The following is a 26,564-nucleotide window of genomic DNA, read 5'->3' as shown; positions in this document are numbered from 1 at the left end:
CGTGGCGAATGCAGTCGCGAATGGAGCCGATTCGGCCCGTGCCGGAGCGGTGCTGACGATCGACCTGGATGCGGTGCGGGCGAATTATCGCCTGCTGAGGGAGACGGCGGCCGGGGCTAGCTGCGCCGCCGTGATGAAAGCCGACGCTTATGGCCTCGGCATGGACATCGTGGCGCCCGCGCTGGCGCTCGAGGGCTGCCGCGTGTTCTTTACCGCCCACCTGGAAGAAGGCATGCGCCTGCGCCAGGTGGTGCCCGAGGACAGCGCAATCTACGTGCTGCATGGCCCGCCGCCCGGCGCCACCGCCGAGTTTTTCCAGTACGACTTGATCCCGGTGCTGAACGACCCGACCCAGCTCGAGGACTGGCGCCGCGCCTGCCGGCTGCTGCAGCGCCGCCTGCCGGCCGCGCTGCAGTTCGATACCGGCATGTCGCGCATGGGCCTGGCCCCGGCGGCTGTCGACAGGCTGCTGGCCGACCCGGCCTGGAAGGACGAACTGCGGCCGGTGCTGGTGATGAGCCATCTGGCCTGCGCCGACGAGCCGGAGCATCCGATGAATGCGCTGCAGCGCGAGCGCTTCCTTGCCTTGCGCACCCGCTTCCCGGGAATCCCGGGCAGCCTGGCGAATTCCTCCGCCGTGTTCCTCGGCGACGGCTTCCGCCACGACCTGGTGCGCCCGGGCGCCGCGCTGTACGGCATCAATCCGCAGCCGGGCACGCCCAATCCGCTGCGCCAGGCGGTCGGGCTGCGGGCCCGCATCATGCAGTCGCGCAGCGTGCAGGCCGGCGACTTCGTCGGCTACGGGGCGCGCCATGCCGTCACCGGCCCTGCCCGCATCGCCACCATCGGGATCGGCTATGCGGACGGCTGGCTGCGCAGCCTGTCCGGCCGCGGCCACGCCTTCATCGACGGCGTGGCGGTGCCGATCGCGGGGACGGTGTCGATGGACAGCATTACGCTGGACGTGACCGGCATTCCCGAGGAGCGCGTCGCGCCGGGACAGGAAGTCGATCTGTTGTGCGCGCAGCAGACGGTGGACGATGTGGCGCGCGAGGGTGGCACCATCGGGTATGAGGTGCTGACCCGGCTGGGCGGGCGGTTTCACCGCCGCTACGCATAGGGTCAGAGTCCGGTGTTGATGGTTGGACTCTGACCCTGGTGTTATGACGCGCCGCGTATTAGCACCGGGGTCAGTAGCACCGGGGTCAGAGTCCCGAAAAGAAGAACCGGACTCTGACCCCTCCCGCTGCCCTGACCCTCCCGCTGCCACTGACCACCGGGGTCAGAGCCCAATCACCAACACCGGGCTCTGACCCCTCCTCTAGAACAACGCGCCCTGCGGACTGGTCAGCCGAGCAAAACTATCCCCCAAAAACGGCAGGATCGCATCCGCCACCGGCTCCAGCTGCTTGCTCAGGTAATGCTCGTAGTCGATGGCCGACTGCAGCGCCTCCATCGGTTCCGGTCCGTTCAGGGTCATCATGTAGCGGATCCAGCCGCCGTTGCGGTACTGGGCCGGACGGCCCTGCCGGATGTGGAACTCGTCGGCGATGCGCGCCGCGCGCACGTGCGGCGGGACGTTGCGCTCGTACTCGTCCAGCGCGCGGCGCAGGCGCTTGCGGTACACCAGCAGCTCATCGAGCTCGCCGCTCAGGGTGCGCGCCACGTAGTCGCGCACGTAGTCCTCGTAGGGCTGGCGCTTGAAGACGCGCTCGTACAGTCCCTGCTGGAATTCCTGGGCCAGCGGAGTCCAGTCGGTGCGGACCGTCTCCAGTCCCTTGTAGATCATCTCGTCGCCGCCGTCGCTTGCGGTCGCCAGGCCGGCGTAGCGCTTCTTGCTGCCCTCTTCCGAGCCGCGCACGGTCGGCATCAGGAAGCGGCGGAAGTGCACGTCGTATTCCAGTTCCAGCGCGCTCTCCAGCCCCAGCTCGTCGCGCAGGGAGGCGCGCCACCAGGCGTTCACATGCTCGACCAGCGCGCGGCCGATCCGCTGCGCGTCCTGGTCCGCGTGCGCGCGCCCGAGCCACACGAAGGTGGAGTCGGTGTCGCCGTAGATCACCTGGTAACCGCGCTCCTCGATCAGCTCGCGGGTGCGGTGCATGATCTGGTGGCCGCGCATCGTGATCGACGAGGCCAGCCGCGGGTCGAAGAAGCGGCAGGCGGTGGTACCGAGCACACCGTAGAAGGCGTTCATGATGATCTTCAGCGCCTGCGACAGCGGCGCGTTCTTCTCGCGCTTGGCCGCTTCCCTGCCCGCCCACACGCGCGTGACGATGCCGGGCAGGCAGTGCCTGGTGCGCGAGAAGCGCCCGCCGCGAAAGCCCGGCACCGTGGCGTCCTCCGGCTCGGCCAGGCCCTGCACCAGCCCGACCGGGTCGATCAGGAAGGTTCGGATGATGGACGGGTACAGGCTTTTGTAGTCGAGCACGAGCACCGAATCGTACAGGCCGGAGCGCGAATCCATCACGAAGCCGCCCGGGCTGTCGGCGCCGGGCACGTCGCCGATGTTCGGCGCCACGAAACCCTGGCGGTGCATCAGCGGAATGTAGGAATGCTCGAAAGCCGCCACCGAGCCGCCGCTGCGGTCGGCCGCCAGCCCGGTCACGCTGGCGCGCTCCAGCAGGAAGGACATCAGGCCGGTCTTTTCGAAGATGCGCGTGACCAGCTCGCAATCCTTCAGGTTGTAGCGCGCCAGCGCCGGCTTGTCCTGCGCGAACATGCGGTCGATCGAGGCCATGCGGTCGTAGGGATTGTCGATCTCCTTGCCCTCGCCCAGCAGGCTTTGCGCCACCGATTCCAGGCTGAAGGAAGGAAAGCTCCAGGTGGCCGAACGCAGCGCCTCGATGCCGTCGATGACCAGGCGGCCGGCGATCCCGGCGAAGTAATGCTCCTGCCCGCCGGCCCGCTCGCGCCACTCCATCGCGCTGCCGTCCCGTCCCAGGCGCAGCGGCCGGTGCAGCTGCTCGGCATGCTTCTGCAGCACGCGCAGGTCGAACTGGACCAGGCTCCAGCCGATCACGGCATCCGGATCGTGCACCCGGAACCACTCCTCCATCTTGTCCAGCAGGGCAAGTCTGGTATCGCAGTATTCGAAATCGAAATCGAGGCCGCCCGGGTCGCCGTTGGGCGGCCCCAGCATGTACACCTGGCGCCGGCCGCAGCCCTCCAGCGCGATCGAGCGCAGCTCGCCCTGCATCGTGGTTTCGATGTCGAGCGAGACGGTGCGGATCTGCGGCCGGTAGTCGCCGTCGGGTTTCAGCTGGCCGTCGAGCAGCAGCCGGGTGTCGTTCTCGGCGGGCACGCCGGCAAACAGCACCGGCGCGCTGATGAAGCGCTCCATCAGGTAGCGTTCCGGCGGGCGCACGTCGGCCTCGTAGACGTCGACGCCGTGCTGGCGCAGGCGTTTTTCCAGCGCCAGCAGCTTGCGGTAGTGGCGGCAGTACAGGCCCAGCACGGGGCGGTGATGGAAGTCGGTCAGCGAAAGGGCGCGTAGCTCGCAGCCACGTTCGCCGCGCAGGACGAACTCGGCTGGTTCCCTTTGCTCGGCCGGGATGAAGGCGACCGCGCTCTGGCCCGGCACGCGCACGCGGCGTGGGCCGTCCTCGGTTGCCAGCCAGAACTCCAGCTCGACGCCGGCGTCGAGATCGCGCCAGTGCCGGGTCAGCAGGAAGCCGCGCAGAGGAGCGCGCGGGGTGGAATCGCTTGCCTCGTCCATCTTCCCATTCTCAGGCGTCGAAGGAAACGCTGTCGCCACGGTAGCGCGCCAGTTCGGCCTCCGTAAAACCGGCGCGGCGGCGCGCCTCCAGGTTGAAGGGCCCCTTCAGCACCGGCGCTTTATGGTGGAGCGCCAGCGCCTCGTAGGTGACGACCGGTTCCAGCCCGCGTTCCTGGCACAGGCCCAGGTACCAGCGGTTGCCGATCTCGACGTGGCCGACCTCGTCGCGCAGGATGATGTCGAGGATCGCGGCAGCCGCCGGGTCGCCGGCCTGGGCCAGCTTGGCGCGCAGCGGCGGGATCGCGTCCAGCCCGCGCGCCTCCAGCGTGCGCGGCACCAGGGCCATGCGCGCAAGGATGTCCGCGCGGGTCTTCTCGACCATCTCCCACAGGCTGTCGTGGCCGGGGAAGTCGCCGTAGGCATGGCCGAGCGTCCCCAGGTGCGCATCCAGCAGCGAGAAGTGGTAGGCCTCTTCCTTCGCCACGCGCAGCCAGTCGGCGTAGTACGCGGGCGGCATCCCGGGAAAGCGCCAGACGGCGTCCAGCGCCAGGTTGATGGCGTTGAATTCGATGTGCGCCAGCGCGTGGACCAGCATCGCGCGTCCTTCCGGCGTGGCCATCGAGCGCCGCCCGACCAGGCGCGGCGGCACCAGCTCGGGTTTATCCGGGCGGCCCGGGATGGTGCCGCCTGGCTCCAGCACGGCGGCCGGGTCCACGGGCAGCGTGCCGGCAGCGTGCGCGCGCGCCAGGGCCGCCACGCCCTCGCATTTGCGGCGCGGGTCCGTTTCAAGCAGGGAAATCAGTGCGCCTGCGCGCAGCTCGGGCGGTGCGGACATCGGGTCGTCGGTCGGTGCGAAAAAGGCAAAGTGTACCAAATCCGCCGCCGTCGGCGCGACGCCCTCTCACTTCGCCCAGCGCCCGATCATCCACATGCTCAGCTTCTGCAGGCCGATCAGCACGACCGTGATCGCGAGGGCCAGGCAGAACAGCACCAGGTTGCCGGCGTCGCCCGCTTTCAGGCCGAAGCTGAGCGCGGTCGCGATCGATGGCGGATGGACGACGTCGAACACCACCATCGCCACGATCGCCGCCACCATCGCCACCCCGGCCGAGACATAGCCGGGGCCGAGCGCGAGGAAGGCCAGCATGCCGATCACGGCCGAGCCGAGCTGGGCCAGGATCAGGGTACGGGTCTGGTTGGCCGCGTGGCCGGGGTCCAGGTAGACCAGGAAGGCGCTCGATGCCAGCGAAGCGAACAGCAGGCGCTGGCTGCTGATGGCTTCGACCAAGGCCAGCACCAGCAGCACGGTCGCGGTCGGGGCCAGCGCCAGCAGCAGCTCACGGCGCAGGCCGATGCGGCTGCGGCGCGAAGGCTTGTCCGGCGTATCCATGCTCAGTCCTTCGCGCCGGGAACCGAGCCGCCACCGCCCGGCTTCTTGAGCGCCGGCTCCTCGCTGGCCCGCTCGTCCTTCAATTCCTTGCTGAGGAAGTAGTTGAGCGCGGTCCGGATCACCGCGATCGCCGCCAGCTTGCCGATCCGCTCCCAGGTCGGCGCCACCGAGGTCGACAGGATGTCGGCCGCCAGCTGCAGCTCCAGCGCCAGGGTCAGGTAGCGCGCAAACGCCAGCCGGATCGGTATGAAGCTGCTGCTGCGATGCACCAGCAGGTGGCGGATCAGCGCCACGATGACGACCAGTACGCCAGTGGCGATGATCAGCGCACCGAGCGACTCCACCAGCAGGCGCAGCCATTCGACGTAGTTGCGTACCTGTCCCTCGACTTGTTCGAACAATCCGGCCCCCTACTGACTATATAAATACGCCGCCATGTCGCGCGCCTCGCCCTCGCTCACGCCCAGCTCGGGCATGGCCGTGTTGGGACTGTAGGCGCGCGGGTGCATGATCCATTTCACCAGGTTGCCGGCGCTGTGCGGCAGCACGCCGCCGACGTAGCTGCGATCGCGGATCTCGGTCAGCGAGGGCCCGACCTTGCTGTCGGCATGGGCGATGCCCTTGATCTCGTGGCAGGCGGCGCAGCCGTAGCGGGCCACCAGTTGCTGGCCGACGCGCGGATTGCCGCCGCTGAGCGGCTCGGAGGTCGGCGGCTGCCTCGAGCATGCGGCCAGCGCGGCGAGCAGCAAGAGCGTCGCGCACTTCACTATGTGCTTCATGGCCGCCCCTTCGCCGTCGCACCCTGCGGCGCGCGCGCCAGCCAGCGCGCACACAGCACCAGGCCGGCCGCGACATAGGCCAGGCCGCCGGGAATCCACATGATCAGGCCGCCGAGCTGCTGGTCTTCCAGCGCGCTCAAGCCGAAGGCCTGGGCCTTGCTGCCATAGTAGGGGTACCAGATCGTTTCCGACATCGTGAACATCGCGCCGAGGGCGCCGGTATGCATCATGGTGGTGAACAGGTAGACGATGGCGGCGCCGCGCCCCTGCGCTCCGCCCTGCCGTCCCAGCACCGCCCACCAGAACAGCAGGGCCGAGAACAGGAAGCTGGCGTGCTGCAGCGCGTGGACCCCGTTGCTGGCCAGACCGGCCTGGAAGGTCGCCGGCACATGCCACATCCACAGCGCGGCGAAGTGCAGCAGCCAGGCGTTCAGCGGCCGCGTGAGCGCATCCCAGGCGGCGCCCACCGCGGCGTTGCGGCTCGCCGCGCCGGTGCGCCGGCGCCAGGCCGCGGGCAGGCTCCAGACCCAGATCCCGAGCGGGCGCCCCAGCACCAGCATCGGCGCCGCCACGATCATCAGGAATTCGTGCTGCACCATGTGGGCGGCGAAGGAAAAGCTGCCGGCCGAGTCCAGCGGCGAGGCCAGGGCCAGCGCCAGCGCGATCCAGCCGGCGCCGAACCAGGCCGCCTGGCGCGCCAGCGGCCGGCGCGACTGGCGCGAGCGCGGCCACAGGCGGCGCAGGCCGGCCGCGTACAGCAGCAGCGCGAGCGCCAGCAGGAACAGCACCCAGGGCTCGGCGCCCCAGGACAGCGCGTCGGCCGCCGTGTACTGGCCCTCGACGTCGTGTGCGCTCGCCAGGGCCGGCGCCAGCAACAGGAAGGGACTCAGCTTGCGCATGGCGACAGCACCCATTGCGGAAACCACTGGGCCAGCACGACCAGGCAGGACAGCGCCCCGACCATGGTCGCCACCAGCGCCAGGAAAGGCGGACGGTCCGGCACGGCGTCGGTTTCGCCGGCCGCCGCCCCCTCGGCGCGGCCGCGTTCATCACGTGCAACGGTCCAGTTGCGCCAGGCACCCCAGCTCATCCAAGCGCAAATCAGCAGCAAGATCGCACTCACCAGGTTCGGCGCCAGCGTGCTCTGGCGCGAGCACGCCGGCGTCACCAGCGCGTATGTCACGGACAGGTTCGTCAGCGCCAGCGATGGCGCTACCAGCAGGGCCGGCCAGTTTCCCATATCTCCCTTTCTTCAGTTACGGCACGCTCAGAACCGGGCGCCCCAATAAACGACGGCATAGATCGGCAGCCAGCTGAGCACCACGAAGTACCAGTAGGCGGCGTTCTCGCTGACGTCGACGAAGCGCTTGCCCTCCATCGGCCCGGTGAAGGTCAGCGTCGTCAGCACCGCAGAATCGTAGGCGTCCGTCACCAGGTGCGTGGTGTGCAGGGCCATCAGCATCCACACCACCGAACCGTAGGCGTCACTGTCCCAGCGCGTGTTGAGCGCCGTGAACTCCAGCACGCGCACGCCCAGGAACACGAACGAGAACAGCAGGCACACCACCATCCACAGCCTGACCTTTTGCAGGTCGAGCCGCTCGGCGGCCTGCTTGGCAAACTGGTTCGGGATGACGCTGGCCAGCATCACCCCGGTGTTGATCGTGCCCCAGACGAGGTCGGGCGGGAAGCGCGACATCGGCCAGGCGCTGGCATGGCTGCGCAGGTAGAAATACGCCATGATGGTCAGCGCGAACACCGTGCCTTCGATCAGCATCAGGCCCATCGTGCCCCACCACATCGGGCTGCGCTGGCCGAAGGCGAAGGTCGGCAGGGTCGAGATGTCGAGCACCCGGCCGTCCTCCAGCAGGCGGCCGTCGCGCTTCGGATCCGGCGCGCTCATGGGAGCAGCTCCGAATCGACCCGGCGGCCGACCATGTCGCGCTTGGGCCAGAACCAGGCCGTGGTGGCGATCGCCACCGGAATCGCCGCCCACACCACCGCCCAGGGCGTGAAGATCGAGCCGATGAACAAGATGGTCGTCGCCACCGCCGACAGGAAGGGCCAGACCGTCGGGCCGGGCAGCCACAGGCGGTGATCGAGCTTGGCGTCGGCCACCGAGGTAACCAGCACTTCGCGGTATTCGTTGCTCAGGCCGCTCACGTGGTAGGGTGCGGCCGATTCCTGCCACAGCGGGTAGCGGCCGTGCACGACCGGCACCAGCGGAAAATTCCCCATCGGCGGCGGCGAGGCCACGCTCCATTCCAGCGTGCCGGCGCCCCAGGGGTCGCTCGGCGCGATCTCGCCATGCCGGCGGCTGCGCAGCACGTTGATGATGAACAGCAGCACGCTCACGGCGATGGTGAGTGCGCCGATGGTGGCCACCAGGTTCAGGTCGCCCCAGCCCATCTCCTTCGGATAGGTATAGATGCGGCGGGTCATGCCCTGCAGCCCGAGGATGTGCATCGGGAAGAACGCGACGTTGAAGCCGATGAAGAACAGCCAGAAGTTCCAGCGTCCCAGGCGCTCGCTCAGCATGCGGCCGGTAAACTTGGGGAACCAGTAATAGAAGGCGCCGAACAACGGGAACACGGCGCCGCCCAGCAGCACGTAATGCAGGTGGGCCACCACGAAGAAGGTATCGTGCAACTGGTAGTCGAGCGACACCGAGGCCAGCATCAGACCGGTCAGGCCGCCCAGCAGCAGGATCGCGAAGAAGGCCAGCACGAACAGCAGCGGCGTCTTGAGGTTGATGCGGCCGGTCCACAGGGTCGCGATCCAGCAGAAGATCTGCACCGCGGTCGGGATCGCGATCATCAGGCTGGCGGCCGTGAAGAAGGTCTTGCCCAGCTCCGGCAGGTTGGTCGCGAACATGTGGTGGACCCACAGGCCGAAGGCGAGGAAGGCGGTGCCGATCAAGGCCAGCACCATCGCCGGGTAGCCGACCACGGGGCGGCGCGAGAAGGTGGCGATGATGCTCGACATGAAGCCCAGCGGCGGGATGAAGATCAGGTAGACCTCCGGATGGCCGAAGAACCAGAACAGGTGCTGCCACAGTAGCGGGTCGCCGCCCTCGCCCGGATTGTAGAAGTGGGTGCCGACCAGGCGGTCCGTGATCAGCGCGGTACTGGCCAGCATCACGGCGGGCATCGCGAACAGCACCATGAAGGAGGTCACCAGCATGGTCCAGACGAATAGCGGCATGCGGTTGAGCGTCATGCCGGGGGCGCGCATCTTGAGGATGGTGGTGATCAGGACGATCGCTTCCATCAGGGCCGCCAGTTCGGTGAAGGTGATCATCTGGGCCCAGAAATCGACCCGCTTGCCGGGCGAATACTGCGGTCCGGACAGCGGCACGTAGGCGAACCAGCCGGCGTCGGGGCCGATGTCGAGGGCGAAGGCGGCGTACAGCATGATCCCGCCGAACGTGAAGATATAGTAGGCGAAGGCGTTCATGCGCGGGAAGGCGACGCTGCGCGCGCCGATCATCAGCGGCACCAGGTACATCGCCACCGCCTGCATCACCGGCACCGCGAACAGGAACATCATGGTCGAGCCGTGCATCGTGAAGACCTGGTTGTACAGGTCCGCGCTGAGCAGCTTGCCGTTCGGCTGCGCCAGCTGCAGGCGGATCGCCATCGCCAGCAGGCCGCCGAGCAGGAAGAAGATGAAGGTGGTGACCATGAAGCGCTTGGCGATGGTCTTGTGGTTGACCGCCGCGAACCAGCCGATGATGCCGGGCGGGTCGCTCCAGGTCTGTTCGAGGGTGTGCGCGGCGCCGGGCGGCAGGCCGGGGCCTTCACGGTCGGGCCAGGTCCCATGCAAGGTGTCGCGGACGGTCATTTCAGGGTCTCCAGATAAACCAGCAGGGCTTGCAGGTCGTCGGGCGGCAGATTATTGGCCGGCATGTTGACGCCCGGCTTCATCGACTGCGGATCGGCGATCCAGCCGCCCAGGTGCCCGCGGTTGTTCGGGAACATGCCGGAGGCGATGGTGCGGCGCCCGGCCAGGTGGGTCAGGTCCGGCCCCAGGTGCGCGTTGGCGGTGGTGCCGGTGATGGCGTGGCACATCACGCAGGACTTGCCGAGGAAGACCGCGAGGCCACGCTGCGCCACCGGGTCGGTCGGCTGCGCGGCCGGCCGGCGCTGCTGCGCGGCCCAGGCTTCGTAGCGCTGGTTCGGCTCGGCCTCCACCAGCAGGGCCATCAGCGCGTGCTCCAGGCCGCAGAACTCGGCGCACTGGCCACGGTAGGTGCCGGCGCGGTCGGCGCGCAGGCGCAGGGTCGCGGTGCGGCCCGGAATCAGGTCCTTCTTGCCCTGCAGGTTGGGAATCCACAGGCTGTGGATCACGTCGTTGCTGCGCAGGGTGAGCACGACCGGCCGTCCGACCGGGATGTGCAGTTCGTTCGCGGTACTGAATTCGCGTGAGGGATCGGCGTCGCGGTAGCGCGCTTCCCACCACCACTGGTGCCCGACCAGTTCGATATTCACGGCGTCCTGCAGCGGCAGGCGGGCCAGCGCGCGGCTGGTCAGCACGTCGCCGACCAGCAGCCCCACCAGGCCGAGCGCGGCGGCGCCGGTGGCCCACTTGATCGTGCGCCAGGTGCGCGGTTCGGGGCCGGCCAGCGAGGACACATCCGGTTCCGTGCCGGCACCCGCACGCGGCGCGCGCCACACGGCAAACAGGCAGGCCGCCAGCACCAGCACGAACACCACGCTGCACAGGCCCAGGGTCAGGTTCCACAGGCTGCCGATGTGCTCGGCCTGTATGCCGGCCGGGCGCAGCGCGTCCTGCATCGGCCTGGTGATGAGGGAGACGTCGCGCATCCTCACTGCTCCGCCGCCGGGGTGGCTTCGTGGACCGGCTTTTCCTTCTTGCGCCGGTTTTCAGGCTCGGCCGCCTGCAGCGTGTCGCTGCGGTTCGGCGCCACCGAGCCGCTCAGCTGCCCGCTCATCGAGCGCACGTAGGCGACCAGCTGCCAGATCTGGTCTTCCGGCACGTGCTCGCCGAAAGCCGGCATGCCGTTCGGGCGGCCGTGCGCGATGGTGGAATAGATCGCCCCCGGGTCGGAGCCGTAGCGCCACTTGGCGTCCATCAGCGGCGGGCCCATGTTGCCGCCGCCGGCCGCGTGGCAGCCGTTGCAGTTATAGGCCCGGTACCAGGTCTTGCCCTGCGAGACCGCGTACGCGTTCTCTTCGTATTTGTTGCTGACCGGGGTCCTGCCGCCGGCCGCGTACGACGGGTCGGCGATGCCGGACGCCGCCGCCGGCGCCTTGGTCGGCCGCTGTTCGCGTTCGCAGCCGGCCAGCGCCAGCGCGACGAGCAGGCAAGCCGGCAGGCAGACGCTCAGGTGGTGACGGTGCGTTTTCATGGCTGGCCTCCGGCGGTGCTTGCGGGAACGGGGGCGGTGCCATGCGCGCGCGGCACCGCGTACTCGTCGAGGATCGCCTCGATGTCGGTCTTGCGTCGCGCCAGCACTTCATCGAGGCGGTCGCGCAGCGCGGTGTCGCCCTTGCGCACGCCCATCGCAATGGCGAACTCGAAAGGCATGCCCATGCCAGGCGGCGGCTTCACCGGCGCCACCTCCAGCGGCACCGCCGCGCGCCGTGCGAACCAGCCCGCCTGCGGTCCCCACACCAGGGCCACGTCGATGCTGCCGCCGGCCACCGCGTCGACCATGCGCTTGCCGGCCGGGCCGTCGCCGTAGACCAGGAAGCCGGTCACGTTCTCGACCGCGCCGCCCCCGGCCAGCGCATGGCCGGGCGGACTGGCGGCAAGGTCGTTGCCGATCAACTGGACCCCGAAGCGGCGCGCGCGCAGCTCGGCGGGCTCGAAGCCGGCGAAGGGCGGCGTGCCGCGCCGCGTCACCGCCACATAGGTCGAACGGTAATAGGGTTTCGTCCGCAGTACCCGGTCGAAGCCGGCCGGCACGCCGATGAACAGGTTGCACTCGCCCGCCCCCATGGTCTTGCGCACGAAGCCGCGGGTCTGCTCCTGCCAGAAGTAGGACAGGCGCATGCCGAGGTCGTTGGCGACGAGGCGCGCGATGCGGTTCTCGAAACCGGATTCGTCGCGCTGCGAGTACGGCAGGTTGGCCGGATCGGCGCAGACGCGCAGCTCGCTGGCCTGCGGCGATGCGGGCGCCGGCGCGGCGGCCTGCGCGGCCGCGCATGCCAGCATCAGGGCCGCGACGCCGATGCGCGGATCAAGGCAATGCGAAGACATACAGCGTCCCTCCCTTGCCGGTGTACTGGGGCAGATCCTTCATCGCGTTGACGAAGCCGGCGGCGCCGGTGCCGTCGCGCGGGTCGAGGCCGCCGGATACGATCGCGCCGGCCCAGCCGCCCACGCCGGCCAGGATCGCGATGTACTGCTTGCCGTCCGGTCCGCGGTAGGAAACCGGCTGGCCGATGATGCCGGAGCCGGTCTTGAACTGCCACAGCGGCGCGCCGCTGCGCGCGTCGACTGCCTTGAACCAGCCGTCCATGGTGCCGTAGAAGACCACGTCGCCGGCGGTGGCGAGCGCGCCGCTCCACACCGGGAAGCGCTCCGGGATCTGCCAGCGCTTGCGGCCGGCGGCGACGTCCCAGGCGGTGAACAGGCCGCGGTTGCCGCCCGGCCCGGGATACATCTTGTTGTCGAGGCCGACGTAGGGCGTGCCGGCGATGTAGGAGACGTCATAGGTCTCGGAGTCCTGGCACAGGTTCTGGTGCGGGATGTACAGCAGCTGGGTGCGTGGCGACCAGGCCGAGGGCTGCCAGTCCTTGCCGCCCGGGGACACCGGGCAGATGTCGCGGACCACCTGGCCGGTGCGCGGCTCCTTCTGCGGGTTGTACTTGAGCTGCCCGGTGGAGAGGTCGACGCCCTCGGTGGTGGTGATGTGGACGAAGGGCTCGGCCGACAGCACCTGGCCGTTCAGGCGGTCCATCACGTACACGTAGCCGTTGCGGTCCGGGTGCACCAGCACCTTGCGCTGCTTGCCCTTGAACGGAATGTCGAGCAGGACGTTCTCGTTGACGCCGTCGTAGTCGTGCAGGTCGTGCGGGCTGTACTGGTAGTACCAGCGCGCCTGGCCGTCGCTCGGGCGGCGCGCGAAGATCCCCGAGGTCCACTTGTTGGCGCCGGGGCGCTGCTCCGGGTTCCAGGGGCCGGGATTGCCGGTGCCATAGTAGATCAGGTCGGCCTGCGGATCGTAGGAGATCCAGCCCCAGACGTTGCCGCCGCCGATCTTCCAGGTTTCGCCCGGCCAGCTGGTCTTGCCGAGGTCCTTGCCGCGGTCGGCGGCATAGAAGGGTTTGAAATCCGGCCCGATCAGGACCTCGCTGTCCGGACCCGTGCTCCAGGCGCGCCAGGCTTCCTTGCCGCTCTTCGCATCGAGGGCGACCAGCCAGCCGCGCACGCCGAGTTCGCCGCCGCTGTTGCCGACCAGGACCTTGTCCTTGACCACCAGCGGCGCCATCGTGATCGTCTCGCCCTTCTTGATGTTGCCCAGCTTTGTGCGCCAGATCTCCTTGCCGCTGCTGGCATCGACCGCGATGGTCTGGCCGTCGAGGGTGTTCATGAAGATGCGCCCGTCGGCATAGGCGACGCCGCGGTTGACCAGGTCGCAGCAGGCCACGCCCTGCGACTGGGCGTCCGGATTCGGCTCGAACTTCCATTTCATCGGCGCGCCGGGCTTGGTCAGGTCGAGTGCATACAGGTAGTTCGGGAACGGCGCCACCACGTACATCGTGTTGCCGACCACGATCGGAGCGGCTTCCTGGCCGCGGTCGACCCCGGTCGAGAAAGTGAAGGCGACCTTCAGATTACGCACGTTGGCCGTATTCACCTGGTCGAGGGGGCTGAAGCGGGTACTGGCGTAATCCCGGGCCGCCATCGGCCATTCCCCATCGTTGGCCAGCTGGGCCCGCGCCTCCATTCCCGCCATGGCCGCTGCCGCCAGCACGGCGTGCACCAACAGCCCCCGAATTCGCATGATCCGCCTCCGATAATAAATTTGCAACAGTGTTTGTAACATATCGTATTTTCTGACGAGCCGACGCACGAATCGCCGATAAGTGAACCCGCAATCGGAAGCCGCCCCGGCGCGGATTTCGGTATGCTGGGATGTCCTTCCACAGTCGGAGCCGCAATGACCCTGCGACCATTGATCGCCAGCCTTTTCTTTGCAGCAGGCGCCTGCAGCGCCGCCCCCGTCGCCTACGTTCCCAACGAAAAGTCGGGCACGGTCAGCGTGATCGACACCGCCAGCGACACCGTGGTGCGTACCATCGCCACCGGCGGCAAGCCGCGCGGGATCGCGGTGAGCCCGGACGGCAAGACCCTGTACGTGAGCGAGCAGACCGCGAACGCCCTGCTGGTGATTCACGCCGGCAGCGGCAAGGTGGGCGAGCGGATCGGCCTGGGCGAGTCGCCGGAAGGGATCAGCCTGTCGCACGACGGCCGGATGCTGGCGGCGGCCAGCGAATTGGCGAACGGCGTGGTGGTGGTCGATACCGGCGCCGGCCACCGCAGCTGGAGCTTGACGGTGCCGGGCAAGAACCCCGAGCACGCGGTGTTCAGCCCGGACGGGCGCTGGCTCTACGTCAGCGCGGAGGACGGCGCGCAAGTCGACGTGATCGACGTCGCCCGCCGCACCGTGACGGCGTCGGTGCCGGTCGGGCGGCGCCCGCGCGGCATCGCCTTCACGCCGGACGGTGCGACGGCCTGGGTGGCCTGCGAGCTGGACGGCGCCGTATATCCGATCGAGGTCGCCACGCATACGCCCGGCGCGCCCGTGACCGTGGGACCGTTCTCGAACGGGGTGGTGGTGGCGCCCGACGGCGCGCGGGTCTACGTGTCGAGCGGGCGCGGCGCGCGCGTCGACGTGGTCGAGGTGGCGGACAAGCGCGTCAGCGCCTCGATCCCGGTCGGGCAGCGGCCCTGGAACATGGCGCAGACGCCGGACGGAAAGAAGCTGTACGTGGCCAACGGCCGCTCCGGCACCGCCTCCGTCATCGATACCGCCACCGGCAAGCGCATCGCCGACATCCCGGTCGGGCAGCTGCCCTGGGGCGTGGCGATCCGCTAGGCTTCAGCGCATCGCTTCCGGCTGCCGGAGCGCCGCCGAAGCGGCCCCCTGTTCCGGCACGGCCGCGCGCGCCTCCTTGCGCTTGAGGGCATAGCGGTTCAGGCCCGCCATATGCACCCTGCATAGATAGTCTTCCCAGTCGATCAGGCGCGCGTCCACCGGATACAGCGCCCGCTCGCTCTCTCCGAAGCGCGCGGCCAGGGCCAGCAAGGCGTCGTTGCGGAAGCGGCAGCGCGGTTGGGCGTAGAAGGAAAACGTGATCGCCAGCAGGCGCGTGGTGCGCAGCTTTTCCATCGCCGCCGTCTGGCCCGGCCGGCCAGGCGGCGCAGGCCGCTCCAGGCCAGCGCGCCCAGCGCCACGCCGGCCATCGCCAGCCGGAAGCGCACATTCCCCACCATCCGGAAGGCGTGCTTCGGCTCCTGCTGGAACAGTTTGTCGTAGCGCCGCCAGTTGCGTTGCGCCTCACCCTGCAGCAGGCGGATCAGCGCTCCCACCTTGATCGGGTTCGACGCGCCGCTGGCGCACTGGTAGACCCGCTGCCCGGCAGGCGCGGACAGCGCTTCGGCCGCCGCCAGCAGGATCGCGTTGGCGGCCAGGTCGGCCGGGATCACGTCGATGATGCCTTCCGAGCGCGCCGGAAAGAAGCTGGTGCGGCCGCGCGCATAGGCCAGGATCACGGCATCGGCCACCTTCACCCCTTCCAGCCAGCCCGGCACCGGCGCCCGCAGCGTGCTCTCGATAATCGTGGGCCGCACGATGGCGAGCGCACGCCCCCGCATGCCCTGCATCGCGAGCTGCTCGCCCATCCACTTGGTAAAGGTATAGGTGTCGTTCCAGCCGCGGCGCCTGGCTTCGCGGATGCCCAGCGCGGTCAGTTTCTCCTCCAGCCCCTGCGGATCGGCGCTGCGCGCCTTGATCCGGTCTATCTTGCGCCGCAGCCGCTCTGCGAGGGCGCCGGCATCGTGGTGACGGCCCGGGTGGACGTGGTCCTCGGCGATGTCGCCGCGCCGGAAGCCGTTCACGTAGCAGGTCGAGACCTGCACCAGCGGCGCGCCGGCCATGCGCGCCAGCGCCGTCAGGTGCTGCAGGCTGAGTGTGTTGATGCGCAGCGCCTGGTCGAGCGGCTCGCGGAAATTCACGCTGGCGGCCGCATTGATCACCAGGCCGGTACGCGCGGCCAGTGCGCGGAAGCGCTCCTCGCCGAGGCCGAACCGCGCTTCCGTCACGTCGCCGGTGACGCACTCGACCTGCTCGGCGAAGAAGCGCTCCAGCCAGGCGCCGCGCTCGGCGCGCAAGGTATCGAAGATCGAGGATGCCGCGACCTGGCGCTGGAAGCGCTCGCGTGCATTGCCCTGCTTGCCGCCGCGGATCAGGAGGATCACGCCGCCGAGCTCGGGCACCGTGCGGATCAGTTTTTCGAGCACGACCTTGGCCAGGAAGCCGGTCGCGCCCGTCAGCAGGACGCGCTTGCCGGACAGGGCGGCCGGCACGCTCAGGGGCTTGGTGTTCATGGTCGGCTCATGCGGGTTCGGATCATGCGGGTTCAGATGATGCGGGTGAGGCGGAACATGGCCGTCATCGCCAGCGCGGGCATGGCGTTGCGGTGGCAGCAGTAGGTTTTTTCGACGTGGCCCTGGAAGCGCGACTTGGCGAATTCCAGGCCCTTGAAGTTGTACAGGAAGTCCATGCGCTCGCGGATCGCCGCCATGGCCAGGCGCAGCGCCCGCGATTCCTGCGGCTCGAGCGCGGCGCTCACCTGCAGCGGCACCAGTCCCAGGTCGACGCAGGGCACGCCCTCCTCCTGGAACACGGCCAGCGCATGCGCCATCAGCGCGTACCACAGGCCTTGGCGGAAGTTGGCGGACGAGCGCGAGATGTTGGGGACGTAGCCGGCCAAGCGGCTGCCGGCGTACATGGGGTCGAAGAAGATGAAGCCGACCGCCTCGCCGTCGGCCTTGTACGCGTAAAAGTAACGCGTGCCTTCGCGGTAGTCGACGATCATCGGCCGGATCAGGAAGCGGATCTCCTGGTTCTTGCAGCGCCGGGTGCGGATCCAGGCTTCCGAGATGCGCTTGACGTCGTGGTCGAAGCCGCCCTCGCGGATCGCGATGCCGCAGCTGGCGGCGCCGTTGACGGCTGTGCGGATGATCTGCTTGCGCGCGCCGCGCAGGTTCCAGCCGGAGAGAATGAGCTTCGATTCGCTGCCGAACTGGGTGCCGTAGTAACCGTGGCGGCCGTGCAGGTGGTCGACCACCGCCTTGCTCACCTGGACGAACACGGCCCCCGGATGACGCTGCAGGAAGCTGTCGAGCAGCCGTTCGCGCAGCTGGGGCGCGCACACCGGATCGGCCAGCGCGAACTGCATGCCCCAATGCTGGGCGTAGGCGATGTAGCCGGCGCCGGGCAGCTCGAAGTAGGCCATGTCCGGCTGCATGGTCGAGAACGACATCGGGTGGCTGCCGTACTGCTTCAGCCAGCCGACCCGCCTGACCAGGTCGGCTGGCAGGGCGGCGTCGGCCTGCGCGGAGGCCGGTCCGGTCAGCGCGAGGGCGGTATCGCTCATGCGGCCGGTTTTTCGGCCAGCACCGACCAGTAGCAGTCCAGCAGCAGCAGCTTGTAGTGCTTCTGCTCGTGGATGCGCAGCCCGAGCTTCTTCATCCACTCCGGATAGTTGTAGATGTTGTGGAAGGCATTCCCGGCGAACAGCCAGAAGAAGCCGACCGCGCCATACCAGTACAGGGTCTTCACGGCGCGGCCCAGCAGGTTCCCGGTCGGGAAGGAGAAGTCGCCGACCACCATCCGGGCGCCCGGCTTGCCGAGGCGGATCAGGTGCTCCAGCACGCGCACCATCATGTCTTCGTGGAAGACGTTGAGGAAGAAGTTGGCCACCACCATGTCGTAGCGCTCGAGCTCCTCGACGGCCATGATGTCGCTGTGGACCTGGCGGATCGAGACCCGAGCGCCCTCCTTCTCCAGGTTGGCTTGGAACTTCTTCAGCATGGTGCCGGACAGGTCGACCACGGTCACCTCGGCCCCCCGCCGCGCGGCATACACCGCATCGCGGCCGTGGCCGACGCCGGCGAACAGCACCCTGTCGCCGGGCTGGAGCCGGTCGAGCATCGCGATCTTGCAGCGGTGGATCGATTTGCCGCTGTAGAAGGCGCTCAGCCAGTCGTAGATCGGCCCTACCAGCTTGTACTTGTCTCTCATTCTTGCCTCCCGGCTATTTTGAACAAGAGTAAGCGAAAGCCTCATGGCGAGACGATTTTGTGCCTGCCTTTAGGAGCCAAGTTCCTGACTTGTCGAGTCAAGGCCCATCAATGCACGCGGCGGCGGCGCGTGGTCGAGGTCCAGCTGTCGAGGTCGACCTCGTCGCGCATGTCGGCGCAGGCGTCCAGCAGCTTGGCGAGCTCGTGCTTGCCCAGGCCGGCGTTCAGGGTCAAGCGCACCAGCGCGCGGTTCTTCGGGGTGGCCGGAGCACAGAACACGGCGCCCTGGATGCCGCGGTTTTCCAGCGCCTTGCGCAGCACCAGCGTCTTCGGTTCGGTCCCGACTTCCAGGGCGATGATCTGTTCGCTGCCCTCGTCGATGCAGTAGCCGAGCCGCCCCAGTCCGGTACGCACCTCCGCGGTGATGCGGCGCAGCGCCGCGCGGCGGGCATCGGCGCGCTCGACGAAATCGATGGCCGCGTCGAACCAGGCCAGTTCGTGGTTCAGCAGGCAGGAGCTGAAGATGGCCGGGCGCGACTCCGACAGGAAGTAGGGTTTGAAGCGGCTCGAACAGGTGATGATCCCGGCGCGGCCGGCGAACGCCTTGGCCAGCGAGGCGGTGCGGAAGTGCACGCGCTGTTCCAGTCCGGCGGCGATCACGAGGCCGGCCCCGCGCGGCCCGTGGGTGCCGAGCGAATGGGATTCGTCGACCACCAGCACGCTGCCGCTCTTCTCGGCCAGCGCGACCACGTCATGCAGCGGCGCCAGGCTGCCGTCGGTGCTGTACAGTGCGTCGACCACGATCACGCCGGCGCCGTGCCGGTCGAGCTGGCGTTTCAGGTGGTCCATATTGTTATGCAGAAAGGGGATTCCCTTGGCGCCGCCCAGCTGCACGCCGTCCCACAGCGAGGCATGCGCCATGATGTCGAGGTAGACCGGCACCTCCGGCGCGGCGATGCTGTGCAGCAGGCCCACGTTCGCCGCCCATCCCGACTGCGCCAGCACGGTCTCCTCGGCGCCCAGGAAGTCGGCGAACTTCTGTTCCAGCCGGTGCTGCAGGCTGCCGGCCTGCAGGAACACGGCCGACATCAGGGCCTGGCCGGCGTTCGCCCGCATGCAGTTCGCCTGGGCCGCGAGCAGGCTCGGCTCGTTCGACAGGCAGAGGTAATCGTTACCTGCCAGCATGACGGCACCCGCCCCCGGCCGTTTCCATACGTGGACGTGTTCGCCGCCCATCAGTTGCTCGATACGGGTCACGTGGTGCGCATCCATCCTGCGGGTGACGAAGGAGGGCATGTGCGGGACGGTGGAACGGACATTGATCTGGGTGGTGGTCAGCATGGTCATTTTTTTCTCCAAAAATACACATTGTGTCAATACGCAAGGATTCAGCTCGTCTCTTCGACACACCGTTGACCGAAATCAATTTGGGTCAAGCGAATTCCGTCAAGCTCAACCAAGAATTGAGTGAGATCAATTTCGAATTGGCAAGTAAAGAAAACGAACGGTCTACGACCGGGAGCTACCGAGTGAAGAATCTGCTGTACTGGAGCGTTGCAAGCATCAGTGCGCCGATCAGGGCGCGCTATCACTTGGCCCGGCCCGCCTTGCTGAGGTGGCTGCTGCGCCAGGAGCAGCAACAGGAGCACGCGCTTGTGCGTCTGCATTTCCTGGCATGGGTCGGCTGTATCGGTATGCCCTTGTACTACTTCGTCTGGACAGCTTGGTTCCCGCAAAAGTTCGAAAGCTTGGACCTGCGAATGCTGGGTTTCGTTCTTTGCCTTCCGGCTTTATTGTTCCCGCGCAAAATCAAGGGCAACTGGCTACGCGTCTACGAGTTCACCAGCGTGACTTATGTCATGCCTTTCTTTTTCAGCTACATGTTCCTGATGAACCATGGCTCGGCGGTGTGGGGCGAATCCTTGCTGCTGGCCCTAATCCTGCTGTTCCAATTCGATTCGCTATGGGCGCTGGCCTCCTGCACGGCCGGGGCGTTGCTCGCCTGCATCGTCTACGCCGTGGGCGGCGATCCGAACGCCGGGGCCGACGGTTTCCGCGCTTTTCCGCTGGCGCTGGAGCAGGCGCCGATCTATGTTTTCACGATCGTGATCGTGGCCCTCACCAAGGTCGGGCGCCGGGTGGTGGCGCGCGAAAAGCTGGCCGGCATGGCGCAGGCGCTGGGGATGGTGTCGCACGAACTGCGCACGCCCCTGATCAGCATTTCCGCCAACGTGCGCGGGATCGAGCGCGCGGCCTCCGGCTGGGAGGCCGGCGTGCCGGGGGCGCTGGCGCGGATCCGCTTCGAGGTGCGCCACATGAACCAGATGATCGACCTGTTCCTGCTGTCGGCGGCGGCGATGAACCAGCAGATGGCGCCCACCGAGCGGGTCTGGATGTCCGAGATGGTGCATGCGGTGATCGAACGCTACCCCTTCGTGACCGAGGAGCAGCGGCTGCAGGTGAACGTGGTGGTGCGCAGCGATTTCGCCTTCCTCGGCCGCCAGGAACTGGGCGCGGTGGTGCTGCTCAACCTGCTGCGCAATGCGCTCAAGGCCCTGCAGCGCGCCGGCAAGGGCAAGGTGCGGATCATCATCGACGGCGCCCGCAAGCGCCCGCGCCTGCTGCTGATGGACAGCGGCTGCGGCATCCCGGCCAGGCAACTCCCCTACATCTTCGAGCGCTTCTACTCGTATCCGGCGCATACCGGCTCCGGCATCGGCCTGGCCCTGTGCAAGGACATCGTGCACGCCTGGCACGGCAAGATCCGCTGCCGCTCGCGCGAGCACGTATACACCGTGTTCTCGCTGGAGTTCCCGCCCGCGCGCCGCGCGGCGGACGTGCCTCCGGCCCCGCCTTCCCCCCGAGCCCTTGATGACCGAGGCTTCCCATGACGCTCCCGATCTACCAGCATCCGACCATGACCGTCCTGGTCGACGACAGTCCCAGCTTCCTGCATAGCCTGCGCTTCCAGCTTGGACCGGCCTTCCCCAGCATCGCCTTCAGCGACACCGGCGCCGCGATCGCCTGGCTGCGCCGGCACGCCGCCGCCCCGGCCGCGCTGGCCGGCCTGCTCTCGCCCAGCGTCGACACCTACACCTTCGCGCCCCAACCCTACAACATCGCCCTGCACATCGAGCAGGTATGCGGGATCCGGCTCCAGCCGGAGCGCTTCCTGACGCCCTCCGTGCTGGTAGTCGACTATGCGATGCCGGGCATGGACGGGATCGCATTCTGCGAAGCGGTGCGTGAGCTGCCGTGCCGGAAAATCCTGCTGACCGGCGTCGCCGACGAGCGCGTCGCCATCGAAGCCTTCAACCGCGGCCTGATCGACCGCTACGTGCGCAAGAGCGACGTGCACGCCCTCGACCGCCTCGAAGCCGAGCTCACCCGGCTGCAGGAGGGCTTTTTCCTGGCCCAATCGGAGACGCTGCGCATGTTGCTCGCGCTGCACGACTACAGCTTCGTCAACGATCCCGCGATCTGCGGCCTGGTGCGCGAGCTCGGCGCGCGCCACAAGATCGTCGAGCACTACCTGTACAACTCCCCGCCGGGCTTCCTGATGATGGACCGCGACGCCCGCCCCTGGCTGCTGGCCGTCGAGTCCGAACACGGCATGAACGCCCACTTCGAGATCGCGCTCGACGGCGGCGCTCCGCCCTCGCTGCTGGAAGCGCTCGAGCAGCGCCGCATGGTGCCGAACTTCAGCGACGGCGACGGCATGTACTCGCCGGTCCGGCATAAGGAATGGCACCGCTTCACCGCGCCGGCCCAGGTCTGCCACGGCCGCGAGCCGTACTACTGGGCGATGTTCGCGCTGGACCCGGGGGTGCTGGACGGGCCGATGGAGTCTTTCGCGGCCTTCCAGCGCAAGCATCCGGCGAGCGCCTGAGCACCCCAACCCGCCCCGGCGCCCGGCCGTGGCGCTGGTCGCTGGTTTTTTGGGTTGTCTTGTTTGTTCATGTCGGTTAGTTGCAAATCGCCGAATGACGTGTGCTGCCCATGTCATCCGCGCTTGCCGCCGGCACGGCTGCCGAGCGCCAGCCCGAGCCACCCCAGCGGCGCGAAGCGCTCGCCGCCGAGCATGCCGGCACCGAGCATGGTCAGCTGCACGGCGCCGAACAGGATCAGGGCGCCGCTCCCGGCCGGCAGCGAGACGTAGGCGAACGAGAACAGCGCCACGTAGGCGAACAGCAGTACGGCGGAGCGCCAGCCGCCCTCTTCCCGGGGCCGGCGCCCAATGCGCACCGCGCAGGCCAGCACCAGCGCGCCGGCCGCCAGCCGGAGTGCGCCGAAGGTGGCCGGATCGATCTGGCCCTGCTGCAGCGCCAGCCGGCACAACAGGGAATTGGCGGCGAAGGCCAGCATCGCCACCGAGCTCAGGCCGGCGGCGGCCAGTGCCGGTCGTGTCCCGGCCATCGTCGACATGAGCGCGCCCTCCCTGTGTCAAGCGGCGGGAAGCGCCGCCGCGACATGTTAGCCGAAGGTTCCCTAAATGGCGCTCACCTTGTAAGCTATGCACGCCGACACCGGACCGGGGCGCCGCCGCCGGCCACAAGCCGCGCTTGCGAGCGCATCCGCTGTCCTTCTGCTACCGTATCGAGCTTGCCGACGGCTTCCTCAACCTCATTGACTGAACACGACATGACCCTCTCGACAGAATCGGATACCGGCCTTCCCCTCGACATGACCATCTTTGGCGGCATGGGCGACCTGGCGATGCGTAAACTGCTGCCGGCCCTGTACATGGCCTACCTGCACGGCAACCTGCCGGCCTCGACCCGCATCATCTCCACCGGCCGCCAGGAGTACGACCGCCACGCCTACCTGGCCCACGTGGAAGCGCATTCGCGCTCCTTCATCGCCGAAGACAACTTCAACGAGAAGACCTGGGATGGTTTCCTGCAGCTGCTCGAATACGTCCGCCTCGACGTCCAGCAGGCCCCGGATTTCGGCGCCCTCGCCGCCGCCTCGCGCCAGGGCGCCCAGCGCGTGTTCTACCTGTCGACCGCGCCGTCGCTGTTTACCACGATCTGCGAAAAGCTGGCCGCGGCCGGCCTGGTCGACGCGAACTCCCGCGTGGTGCTGGAAAAGCCGCTCGGCCACGACCTCGCCTCCGCGGTCGAGATCAACGAGGCGGTCGGCGCGCACTTCCAGGAATCGCAGATCTACCGCATCGACCACTACCTGGGCAAGGAGACCGTGCAGAACCTGATGGTGCTGCGTTTCGGGAACTCGATCCTGGAACCGCTGTGGCGCGCGCCGAACATCTCGAGCGTGCAAATCACGGTGGCCGAGGAAGTGGGCGTGGGCAGCCGCGCCGGTTTCTACGACGGCACCGGCGCGATGCGCGACATGGTCCAGAACCACCTACTGCAGCTGCTGTGCATCGTCGCGATGGAGCCGCCGACCTCGCTGTCGCCGGACGCCGTGCGCGACGAGAAGCTGAAGGTGCTGCGCTCGCTGCGCCGCTTCACCCTGGCCGACATCGCGCGCGACACCGTGCGCGGCCAGTACACCCGCGGCGTCAGCGGCAACCAGGAAGTGCCGGGCTACCACGAAGAGAAGAACGTGCCGCCGGACAGCAAGACCGAGACCTTCGTGGCGCTGCGCACCTTCATCGACACCTGGCGCTGGTCGAAGGTGCCGTTCTACCTGCGCACCGGCAAGCGCATGCAGCGCCGTTCGTCGAAGATCGTCGTCGAATTCACCAACCCGCCGTTCCCGCTGTTCCCGGACGCCCCGGGCGGCGTGGCCAACCGTCTCGTCATCGAACTGCAGCCCGAGGAAGCCATCAAGTTGCAGCTGATGGCCAAGCAGCCCGGCAGCGGCATGCAGATGCAGCAGGTGGCGCTGAACCTCGACCTGCAGTCGGCCTTCCAGCAGCGCCGCGCCGAAGCCTACGAACGCCTGCTGATCGACGTCGTGCGCGGACGCCTGACCCACTTCATGCGCCGCGACGAGCTCGAAGCTGCCTGGACCTGGGCCGACCCGATCATCGAGGGCTGGGGCACGCTGGGCGAAAAGCCGCATGCCTACGCGGCCGGCTCCTGGGGCCCGGCCGAGTCGTTCGCGCTGCTGGCACGCGACGGCTACAGCTGGGTGGAGTAAGCGCCGGCAACAAGGTCGGCGCCGTGCCGTCGGCCCGCAGGCCGGCTTTTACTGGGCGTCCTTCACATCCGCCACCGCCAGCGCCGTCATGTTGACGATCCGGCGCACGGTGGCGCTGGGGCTGAGGATGTGCACCGACTTCGCCGCGCCCAGCAGGATCGGCCCCACCGTCACGCCCTTGCCGGACGAGACCTTCAGGATGTTGAAGGTGATGTTGGCGGCGTCCAGCGAAGGCATCACCAGCAGGTTGGCGCTGCCTTCGAAGCCGGCCTGGCCGGTCGGCTGGTAGACCGAACGGATGCTCTCGTCCAGCGCGGCATCGCCGTGCACCTCGCCGAGCACGGACAGCTCCGGATCGGAGCGCGACAACAGTTCGGCGGCCTCGCGCATGCGCTGCGCGGACGGCCGCTTCGACGAGCCGAAGATCGAGTGCGACAGCAGTGCGAGCTTCGGCTCCAGGCCGAACTGGCGCAGCTCCGCCGCCGCCAGCCGCGCGATCGCCGCCAGCTGGGGTCCGCTCGGCTGGTCGTTGACGTAGGTGTCGGTGATGAACAGCGTGCCCTTGTCCAGCACCAGCGCGTTCATCGCCGCCATCACCTCGGCGCCCGGGGCCAGGCCGATGTCGCGCTGCACATGCTCCAGGTGGCTGTCGTAGCTGCCCTTCATGCCGCAGATCAGGGCGTCGACTTCGCCGGCGGCCAGCATCGCGGTGCCGCGCGCGGTGGTGTCGTCGGCGCACTCGGCCAGCGTGTAGTCGGCATCGCGGCGCAGGCGCAGGCCGGCGGCGCGGATCGCGTTTTCCACCTCGCCGGCGCGGCCGATCAGCACCGGCTTGCCCAGTCCCTCGTCGACCACGGTCTGCACCGCGCGCAGCACGCGCGGATCCGATCCTTCCGCATACGCGACGCGGCGCGGATTGGCGCGCGCCTTGGCGAACACCGGGCGCATGAAGAAGCTGGTGTGGTAGATCATCGCCGCCAGCCGTTCGCGGTAGCCGTCCATGTCGGCGATCGGGCGCGCGGCCACGCCGGAGCTGGCCGCGGCGGCGGCCACGGCCGGGGCGATCGCCGCCATCAGGCGCGGATCGAAGGGTTTCGGGATGATGTAGTCGGGGCCGAAGCTCAAGTCCTGGCCGGCATAGGCGGCGGCCACGGCGTCGTTGGGCTCGGCCTCGGCCAGTTCGGCGATCGCGCTCACGCAGGCCAGCTTCATCTCCTCGGTGATGCGGGTCGCGCCGCAATCGAGGGCGCCGCGGAAGATGTAGGGGAAGCACAGCACGTTGTTGACCTGGTTCGGGTAGTCCGAGCGGCCGGTGGCGACGATGCAGTCGGGCCGCGCGGCCTTCGCCACTTCCGGACGGATCTCCGGTTCCGGGTTGGCCAGCGCGAGGATGACCGGGCGGTCGGCCATGGTCTTGACCATCTCGCCGGTCAGTACGCCGGCGGTCGAGCAGCCGAGGAAGACGTCGGCGTCCTTGACGATGTCGGCAAGCGTGCGCGCATCGGTCGCCTGGGCATAGCGCGCCTTGTTGGCTTCCATATTGGCTTCGCGGCCCTGCCAGATCACGCCGCGCGAGTCGGTCACGTAAATATTTTCCTGCTTGACGCCCATGCTCACCATCATGTCGAGGCAGGCGATGGCGGCGGCGCCGGCGCCGGAGGCGACCAGCTTGACCTTGCCGATGTCCTTGCCGACCACCTTGAGGGCGTTCAGCAGCGCGGCGCTGGAAATGATGGCGGTGCCGTGCTGGTCGTCGTGGAAGACCGGGATGTTCATGCGCTCGCTCAGCTTCTTCTCGATGTAGAAGCACTCGGGCGCCTTGATGTCCTCGAGGTTGATGCCGCCGACGGTCGGCTCGAGCATGGCGATGGCCTCGATCAGCTTGTCCGGGTCGTTCTCGGCCAGCTCCAGGTCGAACACGTCGACCCCGGCAAATTTCTTGAACAGGCAGCCCTTGCCTTCCATCACCGGCTTGGAGGCCAGCGGGCCGATATTGCCCAGGCCCAGCACGGCGGTGCCGTTCGTGATGACGGCGACCAGGTTGCCGCGCGAGGTGTACTCGGCGGCCATGGCCGGATCGAGGGCGATCTCTTCGCAGGCATAGGCCACGCCGGGCGAATAGGCCAGCGACAGGTCGCGCTGGTTCGACAGCGGCTTGGTGGCGACGACCTCGATCTTGCCGCGCACGGGGCTGCGGTGATAGTCGAGGGCGTCGGCGCGCAGTTGCGCGTCCTTGCCGGGTTCCTGGATACCGCTATCGAGGCTGCTTTCGGTGCTCATGGGTGAATCTCCT

24 protein-coding genes and 1 pseudogene are annotated in these 26,564 nt (G+C 68.2%); 5 read left to right on the top strand and 20 right to left on the bottom strand.

Annotated elements, in window-relative coordinates:
• The first annotated feature begins 1 nt into the window (after window position 1).
• Entirely contained in the window at window positions 2–1,120 is a 1,119-nt protein-coding gene (alr, locus tag ACI48D_RS16545; protein WP_435572333.1) for an alanine racemase, read from the top strand.
• A gap of 201 nt (window positions 1,121–1,321) precedes the next feature.
• Here alr and ACI48D_RS16540 read toward each other — a convergent pair whose 3' ends face one another.
• The 13 genes from ACI48D_RS16540 to ACI48D_RS16480 all read right to left on the bottom strand — a co-directional run bounded on the left by ACI48D_RS16540 (window position 1,322) and on the right by ACI48D_RS16480 (window position 13,859).
• Window positions 1,322–3,715, bottom strand: coding sequence for a DNA polymerase II (locus ACI48D_RS16540; protein ID WP_435572332.1), 2,394 nt, complete (start codon window positions 3,713–3,715; stop codon window positions 1,322–1,324).
• A gap of 10 nt (window positions 3,716–3,725) precedes the next feature.
• Entirely contained in the window at window positions 3,726–4,550 is an 825-nt protein-coding gene (locus tag ACI48D_RS16535; RefSeq protein WP_435572331.1) for a ferritin-like domain-containing protein, read from the bottom strand.
• 66 nt (window positions 4,551–4,616) lie between these two features.
• Window positions 4,617–5,105: an HPP family protein gene (locus ACI48D_RS16530; protein ID WP_435572330.1), complete on the bottom strand. Its 489-nt coding sequence runs from the start codon at window positions 5,103–5,105 to the stop codon at window positions 4,617–4,619.
• Between the two features lie 2 nt (window positions 5,106–5,107).
• Window positions 5,108–5,506 (bottom strand): DUF1622 domain-containing protein, encoded by a 399-nt coding sequence (locus ACI48D_RS16525; RefSeq protein WP_435572329.1) that lies wholly within the window; start codon window positions 5,504–5,506, stop codon window positions 5,108–5,110.
• Window positions 5,507–5,515: 9 nt separating this feature from the next.
• The gene (locus tag ACI48D_RS16520) at window positions 5,516–5,884 is read right to left on the bottom strand and encodes a c-type cytochrome (protein WP_435572328.1); all 369 of its coding nucleotides are present in this window, start codon (window positions 5,882–5,884) and stop codon (window positions 5,516–5,518) included.
• Window positions 5,881–6,783 carry a cytochrome c oxidase assembly protein gene (locus tag ACI48D_RS16515; RefSeq protein WP_435572327.1) on the bottom strand — a complete coding sequence of 301 codons (903 nt, stop codon included), beginning with the start codon at window positions 6,781–6,783 and terminating at the stop codon, window positions 5,881–5,883. The genes ACI48D_RS16520 and ACI48D_RS16515 overlap by 4 nt, the downstream gene beginning before the upstream one ends.
• Window positions 6,771–7,124, bottom strand: a complete 354-nt coding sequence (locus tag ACI48D_RS16510) for a hypothetical protein (RefSeq protein ID WP_435572326.1) — start codon at window positions 7,122–7,124, stop codon at window positions 6,771–6,773. The genes ACI48D_RS16515 and ACI48D_RS16510 overlap by 13 nt, the downstream gene beginning before the upstream one ends.
• 27 nt (window positions 7,125–7,151) lie before the next feature.
• On the bottom strand, window positions 7,152–7,787 hold the full coding sequence (locus ACI48D_RS16505) for a cytochrome c oxidase subunit 3 (protein ID WP_435572325.1): 636 nt from the start codon (window positions 7,785–7,787) through the stop codon (window positions 7,152–7,154).
• Window positions 7,784–9,727 (bottom strand): cytochrome c oxidase subunit I, encoded by a 1,944-nt coding sequence (gene ctaD, locus ACI48D_RS16500; protein ID WP_435572324.1) that lies wholly within the window; start codon window positions 9,725–9,727, stop codon window positions 7,784–7,786. Before ctaD ends, ACI48D_RS16505 begins: the two co-directional genes overlap by 4 nt.
• Window positions 9,724–10,710: a cytochrome c oxidase subunit II gene (gene coxB / locus ACI48D_RS16495; RefSeq protein ID WP_435572323.1), complete on the bottom strand. Its 987-nt coding sequence runs from the start codon at window positions 10,708–10,710 to the stop codon at window positions 9,724–9,726. Before coxB ends, ctaD begins: the two co-directional genes overlap by 4 nt.
• A gap of 2 nt (window positions 10,711–10,712) precedes the next feature.
• Window positions 10,713–11,255 (bottom strand): c-type cytochrome, encoded by a 543-nt coding sequence (locus tag ACI48D_RS16490; RefSeq protein WP_435572322.1) that lies wholly within the window; start codon window positions 11,253–11,255, stop codon window positions 10,713–10,715.
• A complete protein-coding gene (locus tag ACI48D_RS16485; RefSeq protein WP_435572321.1) occupies window positions 11,252–12,109 on the bottom strand; it encodes a quinoprotein dehydrogenase-associated putative ABC transporter substrate-binding protein in 858 nt (285 codons plus the stop codon). The genes ACI48D_RS16490 and ACI48D_RS16485 overlap by 4 nt, the downstream gene beginning before the upstream one ends.
• Window positions 12,090–13,859, bottom strand: a complete 1,770-nt coding sequence (locus tag ACI48D_RS16480; RefSeq protein WP_435572320.1) for a methanol/ethanol family PQQ-dependent dehydrogenase — start codon at window positions 13,857–13,859, stop codon at window positions 12,090–12,092. Before ACI48D_RS16480 ends, ACI48D_RS16485 begins: the two co-directional genes overlap by 20 nt.
• A 156-nt stretch (window positions 13,860–14,015) precedes the next feature.
• On the opposite strand from ACI48D_RS16480, the gene ACI48D_RS16475 reads away from it, so the two are divergent.
• Window positions 14,016–14,954 (top strand): beta-propeller fold lactonase family protein, encoded by a 939-nt coding sequence (locus ACI48D_RS16475; protein ID WP_435572319.1) that lies wholly within the window; start codon window positions 14,016–14,018, stop codon window positions 14,952–14,954.
• 3 nt (window positions 14,955–14,957) lie between these two features.
• On the opposite strand, the gene ACI48D_RS16470 is transcribed toward ACI48D_RS16475, so the two are convergent.
• From ACI48D_RS16470 to cqsA, 5 genes are all read right to left on the bottom strand, one after another.
• Window positions 14,958–15,215 (bottom strand): acyl-CoA reductase C-terminal domain-containing protein, encoded by a 258-nt coding sequence (locus ACI48D_RS16470; protein WP_435572367.1) that lies wholly within the window; start codon window positions 15,213–15,215, stop codon window positions 14,958–14,960.
• Window positions 15,098–16,465, bottom strand: coding sequence for a fatty acyl-CoA reductase (locus ACI48D_RS16465; RefSeq protein WP_435572318.1), 1,368 nt, complete (start codon window positions 16,463–16,465; stop codon window positions 15,098–15,100). The genes ACI48D_RS16470 and ACI48D_RS16465 overlap by 118 nt, the downstream gene beginning before the upstream one ends.
• A gap of 32 nt (window positions 16,466–16,497) precedes the next feature.
• Window positions 16,498–17,517 carry a DUF2156 domain-containing protein gene (locus tag ACI48D_RS16460; RefSeq protein ID WP_435572317.1) on the bottom strand — a complete coding sequence of 340 codons (1,020 nt, stop codon included), beginning with the start codon at window positions 17,515–17,517 and terminating at the stop codon, window positions 16,498–16,500.
• Window positions 17,514–18,209, bottom strand: a complete 696-nt coding sequence (locus tag ACI48D_RS16455; RefSeq protein WP_435572316.1) for a class I SAM-dependent methyltransferase — start codon at window positions 18,207–18,209, stop codon at window positions 17,514–17,516. Before ACI48D_RS16455 ends, ACI48D_RS16460 begins: the two co-directional genes overlap by 4 nt.
• 62 nt (window positions 18,210–18,271) lie before the next feature.
• The gene (gene cqsA, locus ACI48D_RS16450; protein WP_435572315.1) at window positions 18,272–19,510 is read right to left on the bottom strand and encodes an alpha-hydroxyketone-type quorum-sensing autoinducer synthase; all 1,239 of its coding nucleotides are present in this window, start codon (window positions 19,508–19,510) and stop codon (window positions 18,272–18,274) included.
• 182 nt (window positions 19,511–19,692) lie between these two features.
• On the opposite strand from cqsA, the gene ACI48D_RS16445 reads away from it, so the two are divergent.
• Both ACI48D_RS16445 and ACI48D_RS16440 read left to right on the top strand, forming a co-directional pair.
• Window positions 19,693–21,054: a sensor histidine kinase gene (locus ACI48D_RS16445; RefSeq protein WP_435572314.1), complete on the top strand. Its 1,362-nt coding sequence runs from the start codon at window positions 19,693–19,695 to the stop codon at window positions 21,052–21,054.
• Window positions 21,051–22,052, top strand: a complete 1,002-nt coding sequence (locus ACI48D_RS16440) for a response regulator (RefSeq protein ID WP_435572313.1) — start codon at window positions 21,051–21,053, stop codon at window positions 22,050–22,052. The genes ACI48D_RS16445 and ACI48D_RS16440 overlap by 4 nt, the downstream gene beginning before the upstream one ends.
• A gap of 140 nt (window positions 22,053–22,192) precedes the next feature.
• On the opposite strand, the pseudogene ACI48D_RS16435 reads toward ACI48D_RS16440, so the two are convergent.
• Window positions 22,193–22,588: pseudogene (locus ACI48D_RS16435) on the bottom strand (EamA family transporter); the annotation flags it as partial.
• 216 nt (window positions 22,589–22,804) lie between these two features.
• On the opposite strand from ACI48D_RS16435, the gene zwf reads away from it, so the two are divergent.
• Window positions 22,805–24,271, top strand: coding sequence for a glucose-6-phosphate dehydrogenase (gene zwf / locus ACI48D_RS16430; RefSeq protein WP_435572312.1), 1,467 nt, complete (start codon window positions 22,805–22,807; stop codon window positions 24,269–24,271).
• Between the two features lie 48 nt (window positions 24,272–24,319).
• Here the strand turns inward: zwf and ACI48D_RS16425 are convergent, their stop codons facing one another.
• Window positions 24,320–26,551 carry an NADP-dependent malic enzyme gene (locus ACI48D_RS16425; RefSeq protein ID WP_435572311.1) on the bottom strand — a complete coding sequence of 744 codons (2,232 nt, stop codon included), beginning with the start codon at window positions 26,549–26,551 and terminating at the stop codon, window positions 24,320–24,322.
• Window positions 26,552–26,564: the final 13 nt, after the last annotated feature.

Origin of the sequence: Massilia sp. LXY-6 (assembly GCF_051233485.1) — a bacterium.
In the GTDB taxonomy this organism is placed as follows: domain Bacteria; phylum Pseudomonadota; class Gammaproteobacteria; order Burkholderiales; family Burkholderiaceae_D; genus Telluria.
Note: the sequence above shows the minus strand (reverse complement) of the source record. Positions and strands in the feature narration are given on the sequence as shown.